Source organism: Ercella succinigenes (genome assembly GCF_900002895.1).
This window is the reverse complement of the sequence record NZ_CDHP01000056.1, coordinates 21,359-42,730: the sequence shown is the minus strand read 5'-3', so window position 1 is coordinate 42,730 and position 21,372 is coordinate 21,359. Positions and strand designations below refer to the sequence as shown.

At 37.6% G+C, this 21,372-nt stretch carries 20 protein-coding genes, 1 tRNA gene and 1 pseudogene; 18 read left to right on the top strand and 4 right to left on the bottom strand.

Going from position 1 to position 21,372, the window contains the following annotated elements; genetic code table 11:
* The first annotated feature begins 3 nt into the window (after positions 1-3).
* From AC0KSB_RS12100 to rbr, 4 genes are all read left to right on the top strand, one after another.
* A complete protein-coding gene (locus AC0KSB_RS12100) occupies positions 4-693 on the top strand; it encodes a response regulator transcription factor (protein WP_472309612.1) in 690 nt (229 codons plus the stop codon).
* A gap of 18 nt (positions 694-711) precedes the next feature.
* Complete coding sequence (locus tag AC0KSB_RS12095; protein WP_472309610.1) at positions 712-2,676, top strand: sensor histidine kinase; 1,965 nt, start codon at positions 712-714, stop codon at positions 2,674-2,676.
* 1 nt (position 2,677) lies between these two features.
* A complete protein-coding gene (locus AC0KSB_RS12090; protein WP_472309608.1) occupies positions 2,678-2,815 on the top strand; it encodes a hypothetical protein in 138 nt (45 codons plus the stop codon).
* 230 nt (positions 2,816-3,045) lie between these two features.
* A complete protein-coding gene (rbr, locus tag AC0KSB_RS12085) occupies positions 3,046-3,639 on the top strand; it encodes a rubrerythrin (protein ID WP_472309606.1) in 594 nt (197 codons plus the stop codon).
* A 148-nt stretch (positions 3,640-3,787) separates the two neighbouring features.
* On the opposite strand, the gene AC0KSB_RS12080 is transcribed toward rbr, so the two are convergent.
* Entirely contained in the window at positions 3,788-4,468 is a 681-nt protein-coding gene (locus AC0KSB_RS12080; RefSeq protein WP_472309604.1) for an acyltransferase, read from the bottom strand.
* 238 nt (positions 4,469-4,706) lie between these two features.
* Between AC0KSB_RS12080 and araA the strand changes: the two genes are divergently transcribed.
* The 10 genes from araA to AC0KSB_RS12030 all read left to right on the top strand — a co-directional run bounded on the left by araA (position 4,707) and on the right by AC0KSB_RS12030 (position 14,410).
* Positions 4,707-6,185, top strand: a complete 1,479-nt coding sequence (gene araA / locus AC0KSB_RS12075) for an L-arabinose isomerase (protein ID WP_472309602.1) — start codon at positions 4,707-4,709, stop codon at positions 6,183-6,185.
* 228 nt (positions 6,186-6,413) lie between these two features.
* Positions 6,414-7,355 carry an AEC family transporter gene (locus tag AC0KSB_RS12070; RefSeq protein ID WP_472309600.1) on the top strand — a complete coding sequence of 314 codons (942 nt, stop codon included), beginning with the start codon at positions 6,414-6,416 and terminating at the stop codon, positions 7,353-7,355.
* A 164-nt stretch (positions 7,356-7,519) separates the two neighbouring features.
* Positions 7,520-7,597: transfer RNA gene (locus tag AC0KSB_RS12065), tRNA-Pro, on the top strand.
* A gap of 442 nt (positions 7,598-8,039) precedes the next feature.
* Positions 8,040-8,570 carry an RDD family protein gene (locus tag AC0KSB_RS12060; protein WP_472309598.1) on the top strand — a complete coding sequence of 177 codons (531 nt, stop codon included), beginning with the start codon at positions 8,040-8,042 and terminating at the stop codon, positions 8,568-8,570.
* A 377-nt stretch (positions 8,571-8,947) separates the two neighbouring features.
* A complete protein-coding gene (locus AC0KSB_RS12055) occupies positions 8,948-10,147 on the top strand; it encodes an ATP-binding protein (RefSeq protein WP_472309596.1) in 1,200 nt (399 codons plus the stop codon).
* 71 nt (positions 10,148-10,218) lie between these two features.
* Positions 10,219-10,395, top strand: a complete 177-nt coding sequence (locus AC0KSB_RS12050; protein WP_472309594.1) for a hypothetical protein — start codon at positions 10,219-10,221, stop codon at positions 10,393-10,395.
* An 8-nt stretch (positions 10,396-10,403) separates the two neighbouring features.
* On the top strand, positions 10,404-11,039 hold the full coding sequence (locus AC0KSB_RS12045; protein WP_472309689.1) for a PGN_0703 family putative restriction endonuclease: 636 nt from the start codon (positions 10,404-10,406) through the stop codon (positions 11,037-11,039).
* A 430-nt stretch (positions 11,040-11,469) separates the two neighbouring features.
* A complete protein-coding gene (locus AC0KSB_RS12040; protein WP_472309592.1) occupies positions 11,470-12,129 on the top strand; it encodes a hypothetical protein in 660 nt (219 codons plus the stop codon).
* A 254-nt stretch (positions 12,130-12,383) separates the two neighbouring features.
* Positions 12,384-13,487, top strand: coding sequence for a hypothetical protein (locus tag AC0KSB_RS12035; protein ID WP_472309590.1), 1,104 nt, complete (start codon positions 12,384-12,386; stop codon positions 13,485-13,487).
* Positions 13,484-14,410 (top strand): reverse transcriptase domain-containing protein, encoded by a 927-nt coding sequence (locus tag AC0KSB_RS12030; protein ID WP_472309588.1) that lies wholly within the window; start codon positions 13,484-13,486, stop codon positions 14,408-14,410. The genes AC0KSB_RS12035 and AC0KSB_RS12030 overlap by 4 nt, the downstream gene beginning before the upstream one ends.
* A gap of 230 nt (positions 14,411-14,640) precedes the next feature.
* On the opposite strand, the pseudogene AC0KSB_RS12025 reads toward AC0KSB_RS12030, so the two are convergent.
* Positions 14,641-14,811, bottom strand: a pseudogene (locus AC0KSB_RS12025) (IS256 family transposase); the annotation flags it as partial.
* 28 nt (positions 14,812-14,839) lie between these two features.
* Positions 14,840-15,094, bottom strand: coding sequence for an integrase core domain-containing protein (locus AC0KSB_RS12020; protein WP_472309586.1), 255 nt, complete (start codon positions 15,092-15,094; stop codon positions 14,840-14,842).
* 425 nt (positions 15,095-15,519) lie between these two features.
* Between AC0KSB_RS12020 and AC0KSB_RS12015 the strand changes: the two genes are divergently transcribed.
* From AC0KSB_RS12015 to tnpC, 4 genes are all read left to right on the top strand, one after another.
* Positions 15,520-16,986 carry a hypothetical protein gene (locus tag AC0KSB_RS12015; protein WP_472309584.1) on the top strand — a complete coding sequence of 489 codons (1,467 nt, stop codon included), beginning with the start codon at positions 15,520-15,522 and terminating at the stop codon, positions 16,984-16,986.
* Positions 16,987-17,659: 673 nt separating this feature from the next.
* The gene (gene tnpA, locus AC0KSB_RS12010; protein WP_472309582.1) at positions 17,660-17,893 is read left to right on the top strand and encodes an IS66 family insertion sequence element accessory protein TnpA; all 234 of its coding nucleotides are present in this window, start codon (positions 17,660-17,662) and stop codon (positions 17,891-17,893) included.
* A 76-nt stretch (positions 17,894-17,969) separates the two neighbouring features.
* Complete coding sequence (gene tnpB / locus AC0KSB_RS12005; protein WP_472309580.1) at positions 17,970-18,320, top strand: IS66 family insertion sequence element accessory protein TnpB; 351 nt, start codon at positions 17,970-17,972, stop codon at positions 18,318-18,320.
* 88 nt (positions 18,321-18,408) lie between these two features.
* Positions 18,409-20,004 carry an IS66 family transposase gene (gene tnpC / locus AC0KSB_RS12000; protein ID WP_472309578.1) on the top strand — a complete coding sequence of 532 codons (1,596 nt, stop codon included), beginning with the start codon at positions 18,409-18,411 and terminating at the stop codon, positions 20,002-20,004.
* A gap of 228 nt (positions 20,005-20,232) precedes the next feature.
* On the opposite strand, the gene AC0KSB_RS11995 is transcribed toward tnpC, so the two are convergent.
* The gene (locus AC0KSB_RS11995; RefSeq protein ID WP_472309576.1) at positions 20,233-21,279 is read right to left on the bottom strand and encodes an IS6 family transposase; all 1,047 of its coding nucleotides are present in this window, start codon (positions 21,277-21,279) and stop codon (positions 20,233-20,235) included.
* Positions 21,280-21,372 lie beyond the last annotated feature (93 nt).

The window sequence follows — 21,372 nt, the reverse complement described above, 5'->3', positions numbered from 1 at the left end:
CTTATGTATAATATTCTGATCTGTGATGACGAAAAAGATATAGTATCTGCTTTGAAAATATATCTTATGTCAGATAATTACACACTGTTTGAAGCTTTCAACGGTGCAGAAGCTGTAAAAATTGTTGAGAATAATGAAATTCATTTGATTCTGATGGATATAATGATGCCGGTCATGGACGGCATTATGGCGATGAACAGAATTCGCGAAAATTTCAATACACCAATAATTCTTTTAACGGCTAAAAGTGAAGACGTTGATAAAATTATGGGTTTAAATAATGGTGCGGATGATTATGTAACCAAACCATTTAATCCTATAGAGCTTCAGGCAAGGGTAAAATCACAGCTCAGGCGGTATTTGCAGCTGGGAGCAGGCAAAATTAAACCTGAACAGATACGTATCGGTGGGATCGAACTGGATGATATTGAGAAAACAGTTATGCTTGATGGTGAACAGGTCAATCTTACACCAACAGAATATTCAATCTTAAAATTATTTATGCAAAACCCAGGCCAGGTTTTCTCTCCGGCGCAGATATATAATCAGGTCTGGCGTGGAGTTTCATACGGCTCAGAAAGTACCGTAGCCGTCCATATCAGACATTTGCGTGAAAAAATAGAAATAGATCCGGCTCAGCCCAGATATCTTAAGGTTGTTTGGGGTCAAGGCTACAAGCTGTCTAACAGCTGATAATTGGAGGACTCGAAAATGAACAAAATAACACAGAATTTTCTGGCAAAATCTTTTGCCTTTGTTTTACTGTTTTTGTCTTTTTCAATATTTTTACTAAACTTTGTTGCTGCTATTATAATGTATAATTTTAATTTCTATACGAGAACATATGAGCAAACGAGAACGGAAATATTGCAAGATGTTGCCTATAACAGCATGGCACAAGCATTTGATTGGGAATATGATTCTGAGGATCCACAAAGTATTCGTTATTATAAGAATGAATATTATTCCTATGATAATAATACTTTAAATATGAAATTCATTTTAAAAAACTCAGAAGGTGAAGTTGTTTTCAATGATTATAAAGACGAAAAATATATTCTTAAAGTAAGTCAGGAAGTTTCTCATGACATATGGAATTATGATCATGAAGCGCAGCAGGAAATTTTATTAGAGGGAAAACCATATTATATAGAAGGTTTCGTTCTTGAAGAAATGATAGCCCAGGACCGTTTATACTATGCAAATTTATTTGTTGAGACGGCATATTCTTTGCGCTATCTGGTTATAGGCATAGCTGCAGGTACCTTAGCTTTATCAATAATGCTCTTTGTATTCTTGATGATAAGTGCCGGCAGGCAAAAAGACAGTACGGAAATACATGAACGATTTTTCGATAAAATACCTCTGGAAATTTTAACTTCTCTTTATGCAATAATGTTTGTTTTGCAAGCTTTAATTGTTTTTGATTTTATTTATCATGAGATAACATCCTTGGTTGTGGCAGGTATTTTTATTGTTTTAGATGTTTTACTAATAATTCCTTTTGCTATGTCAATTTCTGTACGTCTTAAAAAACATAAACTGCTAAAAAATACAATTACATATAAAGTGCTAAGGTTTTTTGTTAGAAAAATCAGAAAAATAATCACTTATACAAAATACACCATAGCAAAATTGCCGCTTGTATGGAAAGTTGTATTGTTTCTGCTAGGCTGGTGCTTCCTGGAATTTATAGGTATTGTTGCAACAATTTATGGTGTTTCATCTGTATATTTTTTCTGGTTTATAAGTCGTGTTTTTATTGCTGTTTTTATTGTAGTAATTGCGATAAATTTGCGCAGATTACAGGAGGCAGGGCAAAAAATTGCAACTGGCAATCTGGAATTCAAAGTGGATTCAGAATATATGTTTGGTGATTTCAAACGTCATGCCCAGGATTTGAATAATATAAGCATGGGCATGGCAGGGGCTGTTGAAGACAGGTTAAAAAGTGAAAGGTTCAAAACAGAGTTGATTACAAATGTATCTCATGATATTAAGACACCTTTGACTTCAATAATTAACTATACCGATCTGCTCAAAAAAGAAAAAACAGATAATAAGAATATTAAAGATTATATAGAAATCATTGATAAACATAGTCATAGACTAAAAAAATTAACCGAGGATCTGGTAGAGGCATCAAAGGCATCTACAGGTAATATTCAAATTAATCCTGAACCTTGTGAGCTTAAGGTTCTTATAAATCAGACTATCGGTGAATATGAAGAAAAGCTTAAAGAAAACAATCTGAATCTGGTAACAAATTTCCCTGAATATCCAGTCAGTATAATGGCAGACGGAAGATTACTTTGGCGCGTGCTCGATAATATTATGAATAATGTGATCAAATATGCGCAGCCCGAAACCAGAGTATATTTTGATTTGACGATAAGAACTGACTATATAAACAACATTTATCAATCAAGAGCAGTAATAATGATCAGGAATATTTCAAAATATGAGCTTAATATCAGCAGCGAAGAACTAATGGAGAGGTTTGTTCGAGGTGATAGTGCCCGAAACACAGAAGGAAACGGTCTTGGACTTTCTATTGCCCGCAGCCTTACCGAATTGCAAAACGGAAGCTTTGCCATAGAGATTGACGGCGATTTGTTCAAAACAATTGTGACTTTCCCCATACCGGTAGAAACAAATACAGCTCAGGAGAATTGAGATGGATAGTATAACAGTATTTTTGGTCATAAATTCAATGAGAATATATATAAAACAGAGATATAAAGAAATATTAAGAAAAATAAAACCAAGTAAAAATCTAGGAAAACAAGTTGTTTGGAAGGAGATCAGACAGTGAAAAAAAAGCAAAAAAAATCATTTTTCCAACCTCTGCGAAACCTTTTTAAGACATACAAAATTTGGAAAATTGTTGACAAAAGCGAACTTGCCACTTCCTGACAGTTAATAAATATGCTTGCAGATAAACATGGTTATGATAGAATATTTCTTAGTAAGGTATTATTTAACTGTTAGTCTACGGAGCTAATAGTTAAAATTGATGCTAATTTATTAAGGAGGACTATTATTATGGCTAAATTAGAAGGCACACAGACTATTCAGAATTTGATGAAGGCTTTTGCCGGTGAATCACAGGCACGTAATCGTTACACATATTTCGCATCTGTTGCAAATAAAGAAGGTTATCGTCAGATTGAAGCAATCTTTATTGAAACAGCTGATAATGAAAAAGAACATGCAAAGCTTTTCTATAAGCATATCGCAAATGATCTGAAAGCTGCCAAAGCAGTTCCGATTGAGATAACAGCTTCATATCCAGTTGCTTTTGGTACAACATATGATAATCTGATCGCAGCAGCTGAAGGTGAGCATGAAGAATGGGCTGATCTTTATATAGCTTTTGCTGAGACAGCAGAAAAAGAAGGATTTGCAGATATTGGCAAAACTTTCCGCGAAGTTGCAGAAGTAGAAAAACGTCATGAGACCCGTTATCTTAAACTTGCTGAAAATATTAAAACAGATAAAGTGTTTAAGAAAGATGCTCCTGTCGAATGGAAATGCCGTAACTGCGGTTATATCTATGAAGGTACAGAAGCTCCTGTTGTTTGCCCTGCATGTAAGCATCCTACAGCACACTTTGAAGTTCACTGTGAATCATACTGAGTGAATCATACTGAGTGAATCATACTGATAATTTTTTATCTTAATAATCACTTTATAATGATAACTTAAAAACTCGTTGTCCAATTTTTTTGTCAGACAACGAGTTTTTTTATAATCATAGTTTTGATTTGGCAAAAGACTGATATGTTTATTTTTCGATTTTTTCTACGATATCACCATTATTTTTATATATGCTTTTTGCCGGTACATAACCTCTAACCATAGAAAGAGGATAAACATTTGATTCTGCACCAATGACAGTTCCGGGATTAAGTACGCTGTTACAGCCTATTTCAACATGATCTCCTATCATTGCTCCGAATTTCTTTAATCCTGCTTCAATAACCTCATCTTCTACACGTACTTTGACCAGAGTTTTATCAGACTTGACATTTGAAGTGATTGCACCAGCTCCCATATGAGATTTGTATCCCAAAATAGAATCACCCACATAATTATAGTGAGGAACCTGAACCTTATCCATCAGGATAACATTTTTCAGTTCAGTTGAATTACCGACAACACAACCCTCTCCGATCAGAACATTGCCTCTGATATAAGCACAGTGGCGTATTTCTGTTTCAGGACCAATGATCAAAGGACCGTTCAAACTTGCAGAAGGAGCAATGCGGGCACTTCTTGCTGCCCAGATATTATCAGAAATCTGCTCATAATCACGAGTTGGAAGTGTAGGCCCTATTTCCAATATCCACTGCTTTATCAATGGCAGAGCTTCCCAGGCAAAATTGATATTTTCAAGATATTTACCAGCCAGGGAATGACTGATATCAAACAGTGATTTACAGGAAAGATTTTCTCTTGCAGACATAATAAACTCCTCATCTCTTTCGATAAACTTATTTACACAGGCAATTTTATCACGATTTCAAGTATGTTCATATTATTTTGAAATAATTTGATAAATATTTGGAATACCGACAAGAATAGATTGGGTTATAATTAAATCAGTTATTTCGTTTTTGTCGTACTTATCTGCTTTTCGTTTACGAAAATAAAGCCATTCACATTTTTGAATGAGCTTCTTAGAACAACGGAGGTATATTTTAATGAATTTGAAAAATTATCAATTCTGGTTTATAACAGGAAGTCAGCATCTTTATGGTGAAGATGTTTTAAAACAAGTTGCAGAACATAGCAAGATCATGACCGACTGGCTTGATCAGCAGTCTGCTTTGCCCGGTAAGCTTATAAACAAGGGAATAGTAGCAACACCTGATCAGATAACCGAGGTTATGGAGGCTGCAAGTCAGGATCGTAATTGTGCCGGTGTAATTACCTGGATGCATACTTTTTCACCTTCAAAGATGTGGATAAATGGCCTCAGCCGTCTAACCAAACCTTTGCTTCATATAAACACTCAATTTAACAGAGATATCCCCTGGGAAGAAATTGATATGGATTTTATGAATCTCAATCAATCTGCCCATGGTGACAGAGAACATGGCTTTATTGGCGCCAGACTACGCATACCACGCAAAATAGTTGTTGGATTCTGGCAGGATCAGGCCGTGCTTGACAAGATAGGCGGCTGGATGCGCTCTGCGATTGGTGTACAGGCTGGTAAAAATCTCAAATGTGCAAGATTTGGTGACAATATGCGCGAGGTAGCAGTCACCGAAGGAGATAAGGTCGAAGCACAAAAGATTTTTGGCTGGTCTGTAAATTATTATCCTGTAGGTGATCTGGCCGGAATTCTTGATCAGGTTACCGAAGAGCAGATTGATCAGCAGATGGAAGCATACAAAGAAAAATACGATATTAATGCCGACGACCTTGCCCCTGTCCGTTATCAGGCAAAAATGGAAGTCGGATTGAGCACCTTCCTGGAAAAAGGCGGCTTCTCAGCTTTTACCTCGACTTTTGAAGACCTTCACGGACTGGAACAACTTGAAGGTCTGGCTGCTCAGGATCTGATGATTCAAGGAATCGGTTACGGCGCCGAGGGCGACTGGAAATGTTCATGTCTGTCACATATTATGAAAGTAATGGCAGACGGGCTTGAAGGCGGAACCTCTTTTATGGAAGATTACACTTATCATATGGAGCCTGGCAGCGAAATGGTTCTGGGAGCACATATGCTGGAGGTTTGCCCCTCTATAGCCTCTAATCGTCCGGCAATAGAAGTCCATCCACTGGGTATAGGTAATCGCAATCCACCGGCACGACTTGTTTTTGACGGTGCTACAGGACCAGCGATACTGGTATCACTGATAGATATGGGCGGGCGTATGCGCATGATAGTTAATGACTGTGTTGCCCAGCCACCACTAAAGGATATGCCTAAGCTGCCTGTTGCCCGTGTAATGTGGAAACCGGCACCCGATCTGCAAAAATCAGCCGAAGCCTGGATTTTGAGTGGGGGAGCACATCATTCGGTAATGAGCTATGCCCTTACTGCCGAACAGATGCGAGACTATGCCGAAATGACAGGCATAGAATTTGTCCATATACATGATAAGCTTGATCTTAATCAACTGCGTGATCAGCTACGCTGGAATGATCTGGCTTTTAAACTTGGCATTTAAGAAAAACGAGAAGTTCTGTTATGAAGAGTTAAAACGCAACAATTGCCTGGCACTACGTGTCAGGCAAAATTTTTGCCGCATATATGTCCGGTGAGGAGCGTAATAGTTGTCATAGTCCGCATTTTGTGTGTTCTGTCTGTTGCCTGTTAACGAGTATTATGTAAAAATAATGAAATGATTTATGTTCAGGATTGAATTTGTTTGAAAGTAATGAAAGGTTATTTATAGATGTTAATTGAAAGTGCTCTGGTTGTGGCTACCCAGGTTTTTATATTATTTCTGCTAATAAGTGTTGGCCTTGTAATGGCCAGATTGAAATGGGTTAATGAGCAAGGTGTTAAGCAGATGACCCAACTGCTGTTAATGATTGTTACACCTTGTGTAATTATTGATTCATTTCAGATGCCTTTTTCGATAGATCTGTTATCAGGACTATTGATATCAGCCGCCAGTGCAATAGTAACACACCTTGTAGGCATAGTTATCTGTCGTTTTCTATTCAAAGGCCAAGAGGAATCAAACCGCAAGGTTTTAAGATTTGCCGTTATTTTTTCAAATTGCGGCTTTATGTGTATTCCCTTACTATTTGCAGTTCTAGGCCCAATGGGTGTTTTTTACGGCTCAGCTTATATTGCAGTATTTAATATAGTACAGTGGACATACGGTATGATTCTAATGACAGGAGACACCAAATCAGTAAATGCCAGAAAAGCTCTCCTGAACCCGGGAACAATAGGCATGTCCTTAGGAATGTTTTTCTTTATAGGCGGCATCATGCTGCCGGAGGTTCCCGCAACAGTCATATCAAGCCTGGCAGCCCTTAATACTCCGATTGCCATGATCATTATTGGAGCACAAATGGCAAACAATTCTTTAATCGAAATTTGGAAAAATAAAATGAATTATAAGGTCGCCCTCTGGCGCCTGATAATTATCCCGCTGATAATAATGGCAGGCCTTGTGTTTTTGCCGATAGAAAGAGATCTTCTAATAGCCTGTATAATACCTGCCAGTGCACCTACCGCAGCAGCAACCGCTTTGTTTGCGACCAGGTTCCGGCAAAATGTTATTTTAGCAACACATGCGATAACTTTAACCACGATAGTATCCATTATAACAATGCCTCTCATGATACTTTTAGCAGACACAATCAGATATTTCCTGGTCTGAAAATAATTTTTGCATCGGTGGTGACATTTTCCTTGATGATTTATACCATGACATTATCACTGATTAATAACAATTTTTGTTTTCGGTGTTGCTTTTTTATCTGTCTTTGGTTATAATGGTCGAGCGGTCAAAAACAGCAACGACTGCAAGCAAAAATTTAATAACGAGGTGTAGCGCAGTTTGGCTAGCGCGCCTGCTTTGGGAGCAGGATGTCGGGGGTTCGAGTCCCTTCACCTCGACCAAAAGAGACATACTTTCTGTTAATCGGAAAGTATGTCTTTTGCATTGTTAATGTATGATGCTTTGGCAATAGTTTTGTCTTGAAAAAGATGTCATATGATATTGGCATTAAGAATAATATTGAATTCGCTTTTTGGGTTTTAAAAACCAGATAACATGGGAGTATTTTTGTTGAATAGTTCCAGCGGTTTTTTATTTTCTAACTTATTTCTATAATTATAAGAATTTTTTCATATTTAAGATTGATTTAAACCGTAGATTGAGGTTAACATACTAGGGTACATATATGCTGCTTTATGTGAGAACGTGTGGAGAGGGCAAGTGTGTAAGTTAGTAGGTTTGAAAATACTTAGCTTTGAGGTAATTCTAAATAGAAAAAATTATTATAAAGAGTGTTTTAGAAAACAATTTAAAAAACGGGAAAATTTATAGAGAGGAGATTTAATGAACTCTGATAAAAAGAAAACTAACGAAGCATCAGGAGTGTTGCTCAGGTTCAAATCTCTGATTTTTGACTGGTTGTTTATTTGTGCTTATTTGTTGCTTTTATTTATAATTGCAATTTCCTTTTGCTTTCTGGTGCTAAAGGGAATACCAGAGCTTACAAACTCTCAATTGCAATTAATTGCAACCTTCACATCTGTGATTCCAATAATTATCATTTTTTCAATTATGGAAGGCTCAAAAAAATTTGCTTCCTGGGGTAAAAGAAAATCAAATCTGAAGGTTATTTACAAAGACGTGCCAATGAAAAGAAGTATTATTAGAAATATATTTAAATTTCTCCCCTGGCAATTTGGACATATGAGCACAATTAATGGCATTTATAACGACTTTGATACTCCTTTTTCCATGATCTTTTTCGCTTTGTCGATGATTCTTGCAATTATCTATGTTCTGATGGCTTTTATAAGAAAAGACAATAGGCATCTAGTGGATATTTTGGTTGGAAGCAAGGTTGTTAAAAATTATTAGTAATATAGATGTTTTTGAGGGTGTTCAGTTGTGTGCGGGAATAGGTCGAAAACATGGCCTATCGCTCTCATTTTGCTCCTTCCGTTAATATGCTCCAGAATGATTTTTGGTTTCTGCCTCAATTTAATTACTTCCTTCTGATTATCATCTCAGTAGCTGCTGAAAGGATACTACTATTTGAAGTGATCTAGTTTTTAATTAACATTTACAGAAGGTCTCTTGGTCAAATAATGACCGGGATCCTCCCCGATTGTGCCTTGCCGTTATATCGAACCAAAAAAGAAAGTCTTTGAGATAAGTTTTTGCTTGTTTTAAGTAAAAACTATTAGATATTTCTAGAATTTTTGGTTATACTATTAGATAAGGGAGGCGATATCATGATTATCAGATCAAAGTATATGAAGACCCTGAAAACCTACCGTGATGTGCCGCTTGTAAAAATACTGGCGGGAATTCGGCGTTGCGGAAAATCAACGATTTTAGAAATGTTGCGGGACGATTTGCTGGAAAGCGGTACTCCAGCAGATCATATCATCAGTATGCGATATACAGCAGAGGATTTTGATGATGGTATGACTGATAAAGATATGTACAACGGCATTAAGGAAAAAATGTTTGACGATGATCGGTACTATATTTTGCTGGATGAAGTGCAGGAAATAGAAGGATGGGAAAAAGCCATCAACAGTCTGCTGGAAAATGCAAATACAGATATCTATGTAACCGGTTCAAATTCCAAGCTGATGTCAAGTGAAATATCCACCTATCTAACGGGCAGATATATTTCGATTCCGATATTTACACTGTCCTTTGCTGAATATTTAGAGTTCAAAAAATCAAGTAAGCTTTCCCAGAAAGAACTCTTGAACGAATATATTCGTATGGGTGGATTTCCGATTGTTGCCCGAGGCAATTTTGACGAACGCTCAGCATATCAGATTGTGGAAGGCATCTATAACTCGGTTATATCGAATGATGTTACAAGGCGACACCACATCACAAACTTTGATTTGTTCAACCGTGTTGTAAGATTCATTGTTGAGAATGTAGGCAAGACTTTTTCCGCCAACGCCATCGTGAAATTCTTGAAAAGCGAAGGCCGTTCGCTCTCCGTAGAATCTGTATATAACTATCTGGAATGGTTAGAAAAAGCCTTTGTTATCTATCGTTGCCCACGATACGATTTACAGGGGAAGTCAGTATTAAAAACGCAGGAAAAGTTCTATCTTGCCGATGCTTCTCTAAAATATTGCATAATGGGTTTCAATCCGAAGTCGATTGCATCGATGCTTGAAAACATCGTCTACTTTGAATTGCGCCGAAAGGGATATGAGGTCTATATCGGCAAACTCGAAACCAAAGAAATAGATTTTGTGGCAGCACGTCGTGATGAACGCATTTATATTCAGGTATGTCGCAGACTGCCGGAGGAATCCGACAGAGAGGTTGCAAATCTTCTTAAAATTAAAGACCACTACCCCAAGTATGTTGTGACGCTTGATGAGCTTGCCGCTGGTAACATCAATGGTGTCAAGATCGTGCACATGGCGGATTTCTTTTTGAGTGAGGAGTATTGATTCTCAGGGTTATTAAACTATTTCCATTAAAACGATAAATTATTGATAGTGAAAGGGTGGGGATGGATCATATGAGGTACAAAAATAAACAGTACTGTCGTGCAGAAAATATTATAAAAAACAGTTATGTTTTTTGCGGTGATACTGGTGGTGGAGTGTTCAGAAGTAAACCCTATCCATTTGTATTGAAGGACTGCAATGATAATCTCTATACTCAAGTAAACAATGATATTTTGAATTACTTTTAAAAAACAGAATTTCATGGTGGAACGGTAAACTGACAAACCATACTCTTTCGTCTCAGGTTGCGTGCCTAAACCACCTGTTCCCGATACGAGAAGATAAAGATGCTGTTTTATCCATTGTAAAGCGTATTTCACCGGATATCACAGATGTCCTAAGAGTAACAACTGACCAATATAAGCCTGCCGATATACAGTTTGAAGCCGTTAGTGATATCGATCACCTCAATGAGATTACTTCAACAAGAGGCAGTAATTGCACATCTATTGATGCTTTTATTTATGGGGTACATAAAGACGGGCGGAAAATCCTGTTTCCGATAGAATGGAAATATGTCGAGGTATATAATAACGAAAACAAGGCAGGTGGCAAAAAAGGGAAAACTCGCAAGGATCGCTACACCGAATTGATAAACAAAGCAGCTCAATTGAAAACGGATAATCATGATGTTTTCTATTTTGAACCATTTTACCAATTGATGCGTCAAACTCTCTGGGCAGAACAGATGATTACTAACAAAGATACGAAACTATTAAAGCCGATGACTATATGCACATTCATGTTATACCAGCAGAAAACATGGAGCTATTATATAAGGCATATTCGTGTAGTGGCAAAGAAATGTAGGAAACTTGGCGTTCTTCCATAAAAGATCAAAGTAAATATATGATTATTTCTCCGAAAGATTTACTTGCTCCTATTGATCGCGTGTAATTTCGATCTTTGTTCGATTACTTGGAACTAAGATATTGGTGAGTTGCTGCTTCTAATCGACTAACTGTTTCTCTCTGAGTGTTATCGTTAGCCACAATAAAACTTGTGTATGGCAAACATAAAGATTGCAGAGACTCTGGAGGCTAAAGCAAAAACAATTTTAGATAACATATTTAAAGAAATTGATATGACTTAGTTCCGTTCCATCTGAGGTGTTATTTTTTTGATTTAATGACCTAACTTTCACTTGTCAATATACCTTTTGAGCGACATTTCTATTCTGCTATATGCTAGATTTTTGATTGTCGACCATCTGCTTTTAGTATATACTGTATCTATAATCTAGTAAAAATGGAGCTATTTTAATGAGTTTTCTTAATACAATTGACGATATATATAGAATATCCCGAGAGGATTTTGACATTCAGAAAGAAAACACGATTTTTAGTTGCTTTATTCCTGTTGTACCTTTGGGCTATAAGACAACGAGCCAGTTTATAGTAAAGAAGCAAGAAAAAGCAAAGCTGTTGCTTGTTAGTGGAAAACAACGTGTCTATATTTCGGATTTGCAGATAATAAACACGATACTCGATATGGACAATGATGATATTGACTGGTTTTTGCAACAGTTTATAGCGCTTTATAAAGGCGTTATGTGTACAGTGAGATTTGAAATTAATGGAGAAGTTTTTGATGGGGAGGGCATTGAGCTTTATCCCCATAAAAAATATATAAGTTTATTTTCTGACACCTTAATGGAGATTAATGACTTCATCTTTATTTTAAACTTTATTTTTTCAAAAGATAAATGCTGGGAAGAAATGAAGAAAAAAGAAGGCTTCAGCAAAGTAACAATATGCAAATACATAACACTGATTGACTATTATTACAAAGCAACCACGAGAAGCAAAGATTTTCTTAAAGATATTGAATATCCAGTCGAAAATCCGTATCCAGTTGATGATAAAAGAACTAAAAATATCTTTAATCGCATAGAAAAATTTGATATTACTTTATATGGATGATATACTTGCGTACAGAACTCCAGTAAGGCAAGTTGCCGCCTTAGCTTTTAAGGTTATTGTAACTACAATTTGTTGAATTTGGATGGCTTCCAGCCATGCTACGAAGAGGCACAGAAAACAGCATCGACAACCCTGTTGCCCGCGGAACTCCGCGATCAACAGGAACGCCGTTACTGTTATCAGACCTTTCAATAAATTGTACCAAATTCAAGTGGAGTTCTTTTTTATGCCATTCAGAAAGGAGTGACGTGCACTTGTTGGTGTATAACAATTCATTTTCATATTGTGATTTTTTGAATATTGTTTTTTTGTGTGGCAATAAGTACGATAAGACCGATCATCGAGAAAAACGTATTATTTTGAAAGAGTTTTTGAAGAAAAATATAGAGAATTGTAGGGTTATAATACTGGAAGAAAACTTTGTTTTTGGACGTACAAATATGCAATACCTTGCGTATGATGATGCTTTTCTTAATGGACTTGCTGAAGTTGAACAATTAGCTTCTCTTTTCGCCAATAAGATTATTATAATACATGAAACGATTTCTACTGCGGCAGAATTGGGCATGTTTGCAATTAACCCTGCTTTATCCCCCAAAATATGTGTACTTGTTCCAGATGATATTTCAATTGAGGAGCGCAAAATATCGGGCTTTATTAAGCTGGCGTTTATGAATCGGAAATCTGAGAATACAAAAATTGGTAAACAGATTGTTTATTATCCAGATATAGAAGTCAATAGACTGTCCGCTGAAAAAAGCGACTATAACACATACTTTCATAACAATGAAATAGGAGAAAAACTTAGCGAACAGATTATTTCGTTCGTTAAACCTGAAAAAGCTAAAAAACAGCTAAAGATTATGAAATGCCCTTTTGGTAAACCGAATACTGATTCTAATGTTGTAAACTATAATGTTCATATGACAAAAAATGAAATCGAAGTGTTTGTTCATGTGGACACTCTCAAAATCCAATTACTTTCTTTGTTTTTTGTCGAAGAATATAGAAAAGAATTTAGGCAGACAAAGGCTATCAAAGATCATGTTTCTTTTATCTGCGAGAAATATCAAGAAATATTATCAAATACTATTGCAGAAAAAGAAGGGTTAGAGGTTCAACAGTACCCTATAAAAACCACTCTAAAAGGCACCAACGTTTGTAAACTGCGCCAAGCGGTAGGATATTATTTATATATGCTTCAAGCAATCGACTTAATTGGGTTGGAACAAGATCAAGAGTTAGAAGGATATCGACGAAAGATTAGAATATCTAATAATTTAGATGATTGTAAAGAAGAACTGAAAGGTTTGATCTATTCAAATTGTTCAACCGAGTTTGGGAGATTGAAAATATGAACATTCAACATCCAGATATAGTTGTTCGTCACATTAGAGCCAAAAACAAAATAAGAAAAATAGTTGCATATCGTTCTGATGATTGTGACCTACGCATTTATCACAAAAAGATTAATTTATTTCTGAAGCAAAGATTTGTGCCATCGATTTTTGCAAAAGGATATATTAAGCGAAGATCTATCTACCACAATGCACTTGCTCATATGTATAACGATTATTTTATTATGTTCGATATTAAGGATTTCTTTCCTCATATATGTCATAAACAATTATCAGAAAAAATATATCACGAGATAAACTTGATTAAATCCGGACAAATAAGCAAAAAGGAATGTATCGACATCGTTGATCGCTGCAGCGTTAACAGTCGAGGGTTGCCACTTGGCTTTATAGCCTCACCGATATTATCAAATATTTATTTAAAGGAATTTGACAATATATTTTATGGCACTCTAAAAAAATTAAAATTTAAAAATATGATATATACACGTTATGCTGATGATATGGTAGTTTCTTTTCAGTGTGATACACAAGAAAAAATGACTGATCTCGAAGGCCAAGTAATTGCTACCGCTGCTGCAATCCTTGTACGGTACGGGTTACAATTAAATAAACATAAAACACGTTCTTATAATTTGAATGTCTCAAATCATGTAAGGATTACTGGCATTAATATTACCAAACAGGATTTTGGGAAACGCAAGTTGACCGTTGGCAGATCAATTAAAAATCAACTTTTTTGGGATGCGCTTAATTGTGTGCAGAAGAGGGAGGTTGAGCAAATACAACATGTTAAAGGTATTCAATCCTTTATACTTTCGGTTGAAAAGCTTGGATACGAAAACTGTTATTCTTCGGCAATGATGAAACAGGTTAATGAGATGGGATATAATACGCTAAAAGAGTTAATTGATTTTCTATAGATATTACGTTAATCAACTTTTCACACAGTGATGGTAGTGTAAGAAATTTTGTGTATCCCTCAGTAGTTATCAAATCGGTCTGACGGTACAGCCTAAATCAATCGGCAAACTGTAATCCGTCCAATCACAAAAAGTATAATAGTCGATTCTAAGATCTGTAAAGATGTCTGGAATCGGCTTTTTTATCTATAATTCTCAGGCTTGATCTTATCAGAGAAAAGAATCATCAATTATCCAAAGATGCTTTTTCAATCATGAATTACATCCCGCTTTATAGTAATATCCTTGATTGCTAAGTACAGAGATTTTAGTAGGTCTGTATCCGAAGGGTAAGCAGCCTTGGCTTTAGTGACTTTTCTTAAACTGTGGTTGAAACTCTCAATCCGATTAGTTGTGGAAATACAACACTTTACTTGACGCTAAGATAAATTACTTGCCTAATAAAATTATCTGCTCATAATGATATGGCGTCATACCTAGAGACGTATGAATTCGCTCTTTTGGGTAATAATCTTCAATATAGTTACTCAACAGAACTTTCATTTCAGCTTTACTCTTATGCTTATAGGGATAAACCAGTTTTGTTTTAACCGATTTAAAGAAGGCTTCCGCGATTGCATTATCAAAAGGCGAACCGGGCTCACTCATGGAATGCAGGATCCCCTGGTTCTGAAGAAGTTGCATACAATCATGGCAGCGATATTGAGAACATCAATCAGAACTATGCATAATTCGGTATAGTTCTGATCAGAGCCTCCTCTACCAATAACCCAGATATCGAAATTATTTGAAAAAATCAAACTTCAATCAATCGATGGGCGCTAAAGGTAATGCTTATGACAATGCGGTGATCAAAATCTTTTTCGGTGCACTAAAATGCGAGACCATCTATCTGCAGAAAGTAAAGACGTTGTCAGATTAGATCAGAACCATCGATCAATAAATAAATACTATCATAGGATTAAATTAACCTTAGGCGGATATTCACATATTTAATATAGGCTGATGCATCAGCATGTATGATACAATGTCGACATAGTTGGGAAAGTTCAAGAAAATGGTATCACTTTACGAGTAAACATTTAATTAATGCTTAAGGAGTTATATGAATGAAACAATATCTTCTTACAGGTAATGGGATTAACATTCAGCATGGAGGGTATGATTGTTGTAATGCTGCAATTGTTTTACGGGCACTTAAGTGCTTCAAAGACCCCAATTTCCCGAAGTATATAATAACAGACGACCCCATCGAGGCGAAGTGTTATATTGGTTATCTGTTTTTAGAAATCTCCCGAATTATCAAGGGTGGCTATGACAAGTATGCAAACAGTACCACCGAAAGAGAGTCATTAGAGGAATTTAAAAACAAGTATAAGGATAGAAGATCGTTAAAAATAACTGACGTTGGATTTGAGGATTATTATCTTATCCATGACTTGTTATGTCATCGAATCGGTATTGTGAATCCTGAGCGGTATGTGGTAAGAGAGGCCATGAAATGCTGTTTCCTGAATGCAATTTATGACAATGGGAAGGTCAATACCTTGAGCAATAAGTACTCCCCGGAATTTATTACGTGGCTGCAGGAATTCGATGTCATTTTCACAACCAATTATGATACCAACATCGAAATGGCGACTGGTGTTCCAGTTCTCCATCTTCACGGCGACTTTGTAACAAGACGAGATGTCTACAATCCCGACTCTTTCAGAAATATGCTATCGGATCAACCTTACGTGGATTCGGTCATTGACGAAGATTATGCACATCTATACTCAACCGCTCTTACAACTTATAGCGGAGATTATAAACAGTACTCCATGCAAGAGGGTGAGTTGGTAAATGCCGCAGTAGAGAAAATGGCCATTGCATATAAAGAAAATCCGGCAGTTCATGATGACATTGATTCCTGGGAGAATGACAGAAACATTCTTGTGGCTCGGATGAAAGAGTCTATTATACTTAAGTTCGAAAACCCCGATTTGAGATTCGCGGAGCTTTATCCAATCCAGCCCCTTCGCGACATCGATGGAGAATTATTTATACTGGGGCTATCTCCGTATAACGACAGGCATCTATTTAAAATTATTAATGAGTCCAAGGTTAAGCAATGCACCTTCTATTATTACAATGAGGCAGAGCGAGATATAATCAAGGCGCTGTTGCCAAATATTGATGTGCATTTTGAAGACGTTCGAAAATTTTGGGAGTCCAAAAATAAAGCGAACCTAAAAGCAAAGGCAAAGACCTCCAAAGGAAAACGCATCATTTTTAAGGATATAACTCGTGCAAGTTTCCATGACTTTGCGGAGTGTCATCGCGCTTTATCTGGAAGCATTATGAGCGATGCAGATATGGTGCGCCAGTTTAACGCCGTACCCTATCATGCAAGAACACAAATTTGTCGCCGGATAAAAGAATTAGAAGTTGAACGAAGTCGGGTGCCGGATCAACAGTTCGTCTTAAGCATTGTTGATGTACATATCCTGGCCGAAGAATTTAATATCGACCCGGCGGTCATATGCTGCGTAGGAGTTGATCGTGGAAGGAATGAATTCATTCGTTTAAGATAAGTATTAACTGATATTTCTAATTATGTAGACTTGTTTCCATGAACGGATAAAAGATGTAATATACCGTGGACATGTTCCCACGTGCGGATAGTACCTATAAAAACCACTATTGACCTATTTTCTCAAACGTACAAAACGAAAAATACAGACCAGATATGAATTTGATGCTATCGTTTCACGCTGAGTGCGCAGTATTGATGACGAATTTATCTCAGCAATAACCAACAACCCCTATGCATCTTTACTTGAGTCAACATTGTGCCAGCTTAAGCCCCTGAATATTATTGACAGGCAAACCAACCACTATCATTAATCATCGAAAGGTTTGACTTATTTTCTAACACTGCCAGTAATAAAAAAGTGGCAGAAGTGATAGAAACTGATATAAAAGGTGATATTATGTGTTTATATGAAAGCAAAAGTATCTAATAAAAAGAATTCTATACTCCTGGATTGAAAAGGACGTGTCGCTCTATACTATACTTTGTTTTTTCTTCATTTCGTTTTAGGCAGGCTGTTTTTGAGGTTTTTCTGTCGTATGTGGTAACTATATTTTGCTACTTAACACAAAATGAAACTTCTCTGGAAGTCTCTGTGTAAGCGACAAAAAATGACATCTACCTAACTCTAATCAAAGCCATTACACTGGAGCAAAAAACCAGAGGTGATGGAAATGACACTAGCAGAGCGGGATCAATATTGGAGAAAACAAGTAAAAAACTGGCAGTCAAGCGGCACATCGATGCGAGCCTGGTGCAAGGCTAATGACATATCGGAAAAGAATCTCAGCCGCTGGAAAAGAAAGCTGGCGGGGCTAAAGAGATTCAGAAAGCACCTGACGGCTGGTGTGAAGTTAAGACCAAGCCGGCTCAGAAGACAAAGCCATCTGGTATCAAGCTGGAAATAAACGGCCAGATCAGGATCGAGCTAAACCATGGTTTTGATCATAATCTGCTGAGAGAAGTAATTGAGGCACTTACCAGATGATCGTACCGAACGTAGAGCGGATCTATCTGGCCAAGGGAGCAACGGATCTGAGGAAATCTATCAATACACTGGCAGCTCTTGTGCAGGCATCTTTCGGGATGGATCCATACGATAAAAGCATGTATGTGTTTTGTAACCGCAGCCGAAATAGACTCAAAATATTACAATACGATAAAAATGGATTCTGGCTCTTTTACAAAGCGCTGGATACCGGCAAGTTTGCCTGGCCAAAAGAAACAGATGGACTAATGGAGCTGACCGAGGAAGAACTAAGCTGGCTTGCACATGGCCTAAGTATTATGGATAAGCAAAGTATAACTGCTCCGCAGATGAAGTTTTCCTACTAAGAAAATAAGTTTATGATAAACGCTAAAAAGCCTGTAAAATAAGCGTTACAGGCTTTTTGGCGCGCTCGTTTTATGGTATAATATTGACATGAAAAGTGAGCAGCAAGATACCTCAAACACTCTCGATTTAAAGCAGGAAAACGAGCAACTGAAGCGGCAAAATGCCGCTCTTTTAGAGCAGCTGGAACACTACCAGCAGCAGTTTAGATTGCTGCAGAAAAAAATGTTTGGTACATCCAGTGAAAAAAACATCGTTATGCCTGAACAGCTGAGCTTGTTTAATGAAGCTGAGATCACAGCAGACGAAAAGATAGATGAACCTACAATTGAAGAAATTACCTATACCAGACGCAAAGTAAAATCTACCAAGGAAGAAAACCTTGAGGATCTGGTAACAGAAGTTGTTTTACATGACCTTGATGAAGCACAAAAGATCTGTCCTGACTGTGACAGCCAGATGCAGGAAATAAAGACAGAGAATCGTTATGAACTGAAAATTATTCCTGCTAAAGTGGAAGTGATAAAACACATAACACCCGTCTATGCCTGTAATAGCTGTGACGGTAAGGATTTTCACACAAACTTCGCCAAGTCGAAAGATTATGAACCCTTCTTACCAAAAAGCTCAGCCAGCATAGAAACAGTCGCCTGGCTCTTGGAACAAAAATACAGTTTGGGGATGCCTTTGTACCGTTTGGAAGAACAGGTTAAGCAGATGGAGCTTACGCTGAGCCGCCAGACGGTGAGCAACTGGCTGATAAAAACAGCAAAATTGTATATAAGTCCTGTATATGATTACCTATACCGGAAGCTTCTAACCCAGAAGCATATACATGCTGACGAGACCACATTGCAAGTTCTGAATGAACCAGGTCGGACAGCACAGCAAAAGTCATATATGTGGATGTTTCGAACAGGCAGAGGCAGTCCGCCGATTGTTTTGTATAATTACCAGACAACCGGAGCATCTAAGCATCCGGTCAAATTTTTGACGGGTTATTCAGGCTTGCTTCAGGTAGATGGCTACCAGGGATATAACCAGCTGCCTAAATCTATAGAACTTGCAGGCTGCTGGGCGCATGCCAGGCGCAAGTATACTGATATTTTGACGAGCCTGCCCAAGGGAACGGATACAAAAGACTCACTGGCAGCCAAGGCTCTTGAGATGATTGGACAACTCTACGGAGTCGAGCGCATGCTTAATGAAAAGTATGACAACTGCTTCGATGATCTGACACTGGCAGATATTTACCAAGCCAGACAGGAGCAAAGTAAACAGATCTGTGATGAATACTTCAGTTGGTGTAAAGCCAACCGCAGCAGGACTACCGGCAGCTTACGCAAGGCGATAGACTACAGCCTTAACGAAGAAAAGAAGCTGCGTGTATTTCTTGATAATCCTATTTGCGAAATTGATAACAATCGAGCTGAGCGTAGCATAAAACCCTATGTAATGGGCCGAAAAGCCTGGCTGTTTTCCGGGTCAGCACATGGTGCTGAAAGCAGTGCCATGATCTACAGCCTGATAATTACGGCCAAAGAAAACAAGCTTAAGATTTATGATTATCTGGTCTATCTGTTTAACCATCTGGCCACAAGCAAAGGTGATATTGATTTGATCGATCTGGAAGATTTGATGCCGTGGTCAGAAACCTTGCCAGAACAACTTCGGGTCAGAAGATAGTCGTCAATATGCTATTATTTGACGCTCACGTCTCTGTTAACTAAGAATGAGAAAAAAGAGACTTGAAATGCAAACTGGCAAAGGAAAATAAAAAACCCATCACCTGTTTGGATGAAAGTAAGGTAACACGAAGGGAAATCGAAAGCAAGTGTGCTGTTGAAAGAAAAACAGACACAGCAAACAAACCGGTGAGAGCCGGTAAAGTGAACCTTGAGAATTGAATATTACTTAAGCTATTAAAAACCAGCTGTCCCTACTTCGTTTTGACGAATCAAGTCCAGCTACTTGAGCTGGGGTTAGGTTGTCCAGAGACGAATGGGGGCGCAGGAAGTTGTAAAAGTAGATAAATGTTGCTAACAAGCGATTGGCGCTGTCAAAGGAACCAAAACCACGTTTCTGCTTATACCAGGCTTTAAGTTGACCGTTGAACGCTTCGATGAGGTTGTTGGAAATGACATCGTGGAAGTCTTCAACCTGGATATGACTGGCCTTAGAAAAAAATAGTTTAACCGGCTGCTTATAAGCAAAATACCGGTCAGAGACAATAGCAGATTGAGGAGCTCCAAACTTATCTTTGCAGCTCTTAACCAGGCTAAAAGCACTGTCGGAGTTGCGATAAGGTGAAAGGTTAAAGTCGAGAACGAAACGTGTTTCAGAATCAATGGCCAGCCACAGATAGTAGTCTTTACCATTGATCTTGACATAGGTTTCATCGAAGTGCCACTCGTCAGAATCAGACAGATTGACCTTTTCCAAGAAGCTGTTTTGCAGGTACTGAAAGACAGGTGTAAAGCGCTTGATCCACTTGGAAATAGTGACATGAGACACATGAACCTGATGAACAGACCAAAGCAGCTGAGAGGCCTTGCGCATGGTGACATTGGCCATGAAGCAGTAGTTGAGAGCCGCAATGACGATATGAAGAGGATGTCTCATGCGTTTCATGCAAAAAGCATGTGTCATCAATGCTGAAGAAGGTGGTTTTATGTTGATCAGTTTAGGGACAAAGAAAGAGTGATAGCAGGATTTATCACCACAACGGTAGTTTGAGTAATACGTATAGTCGTGATGCAGAAACGAAGCTTTACCACACTTGGGACAGCTTGGATATTTTCTTTTGCCAGACCTATGTCTGGTTAAGGGGTTGTCTGGAGCAAACTGCCTTTTACACACAAGGCAACGATATTTCTGAAAACCTTGCTGATCCTTGCCAAAATAGTGAAGTTTTTTCGAATGACATCGCGGACATACGACGTTTTTTGGTATAATTTTCATGAGACTTGAACACGTCTTTTCTGGGAGGTAATGGCTTTGTCGTGATTCCATTGTACCAGAGGCGTTTCAAGTCTCTTTTTTAGTTTTAAGTTA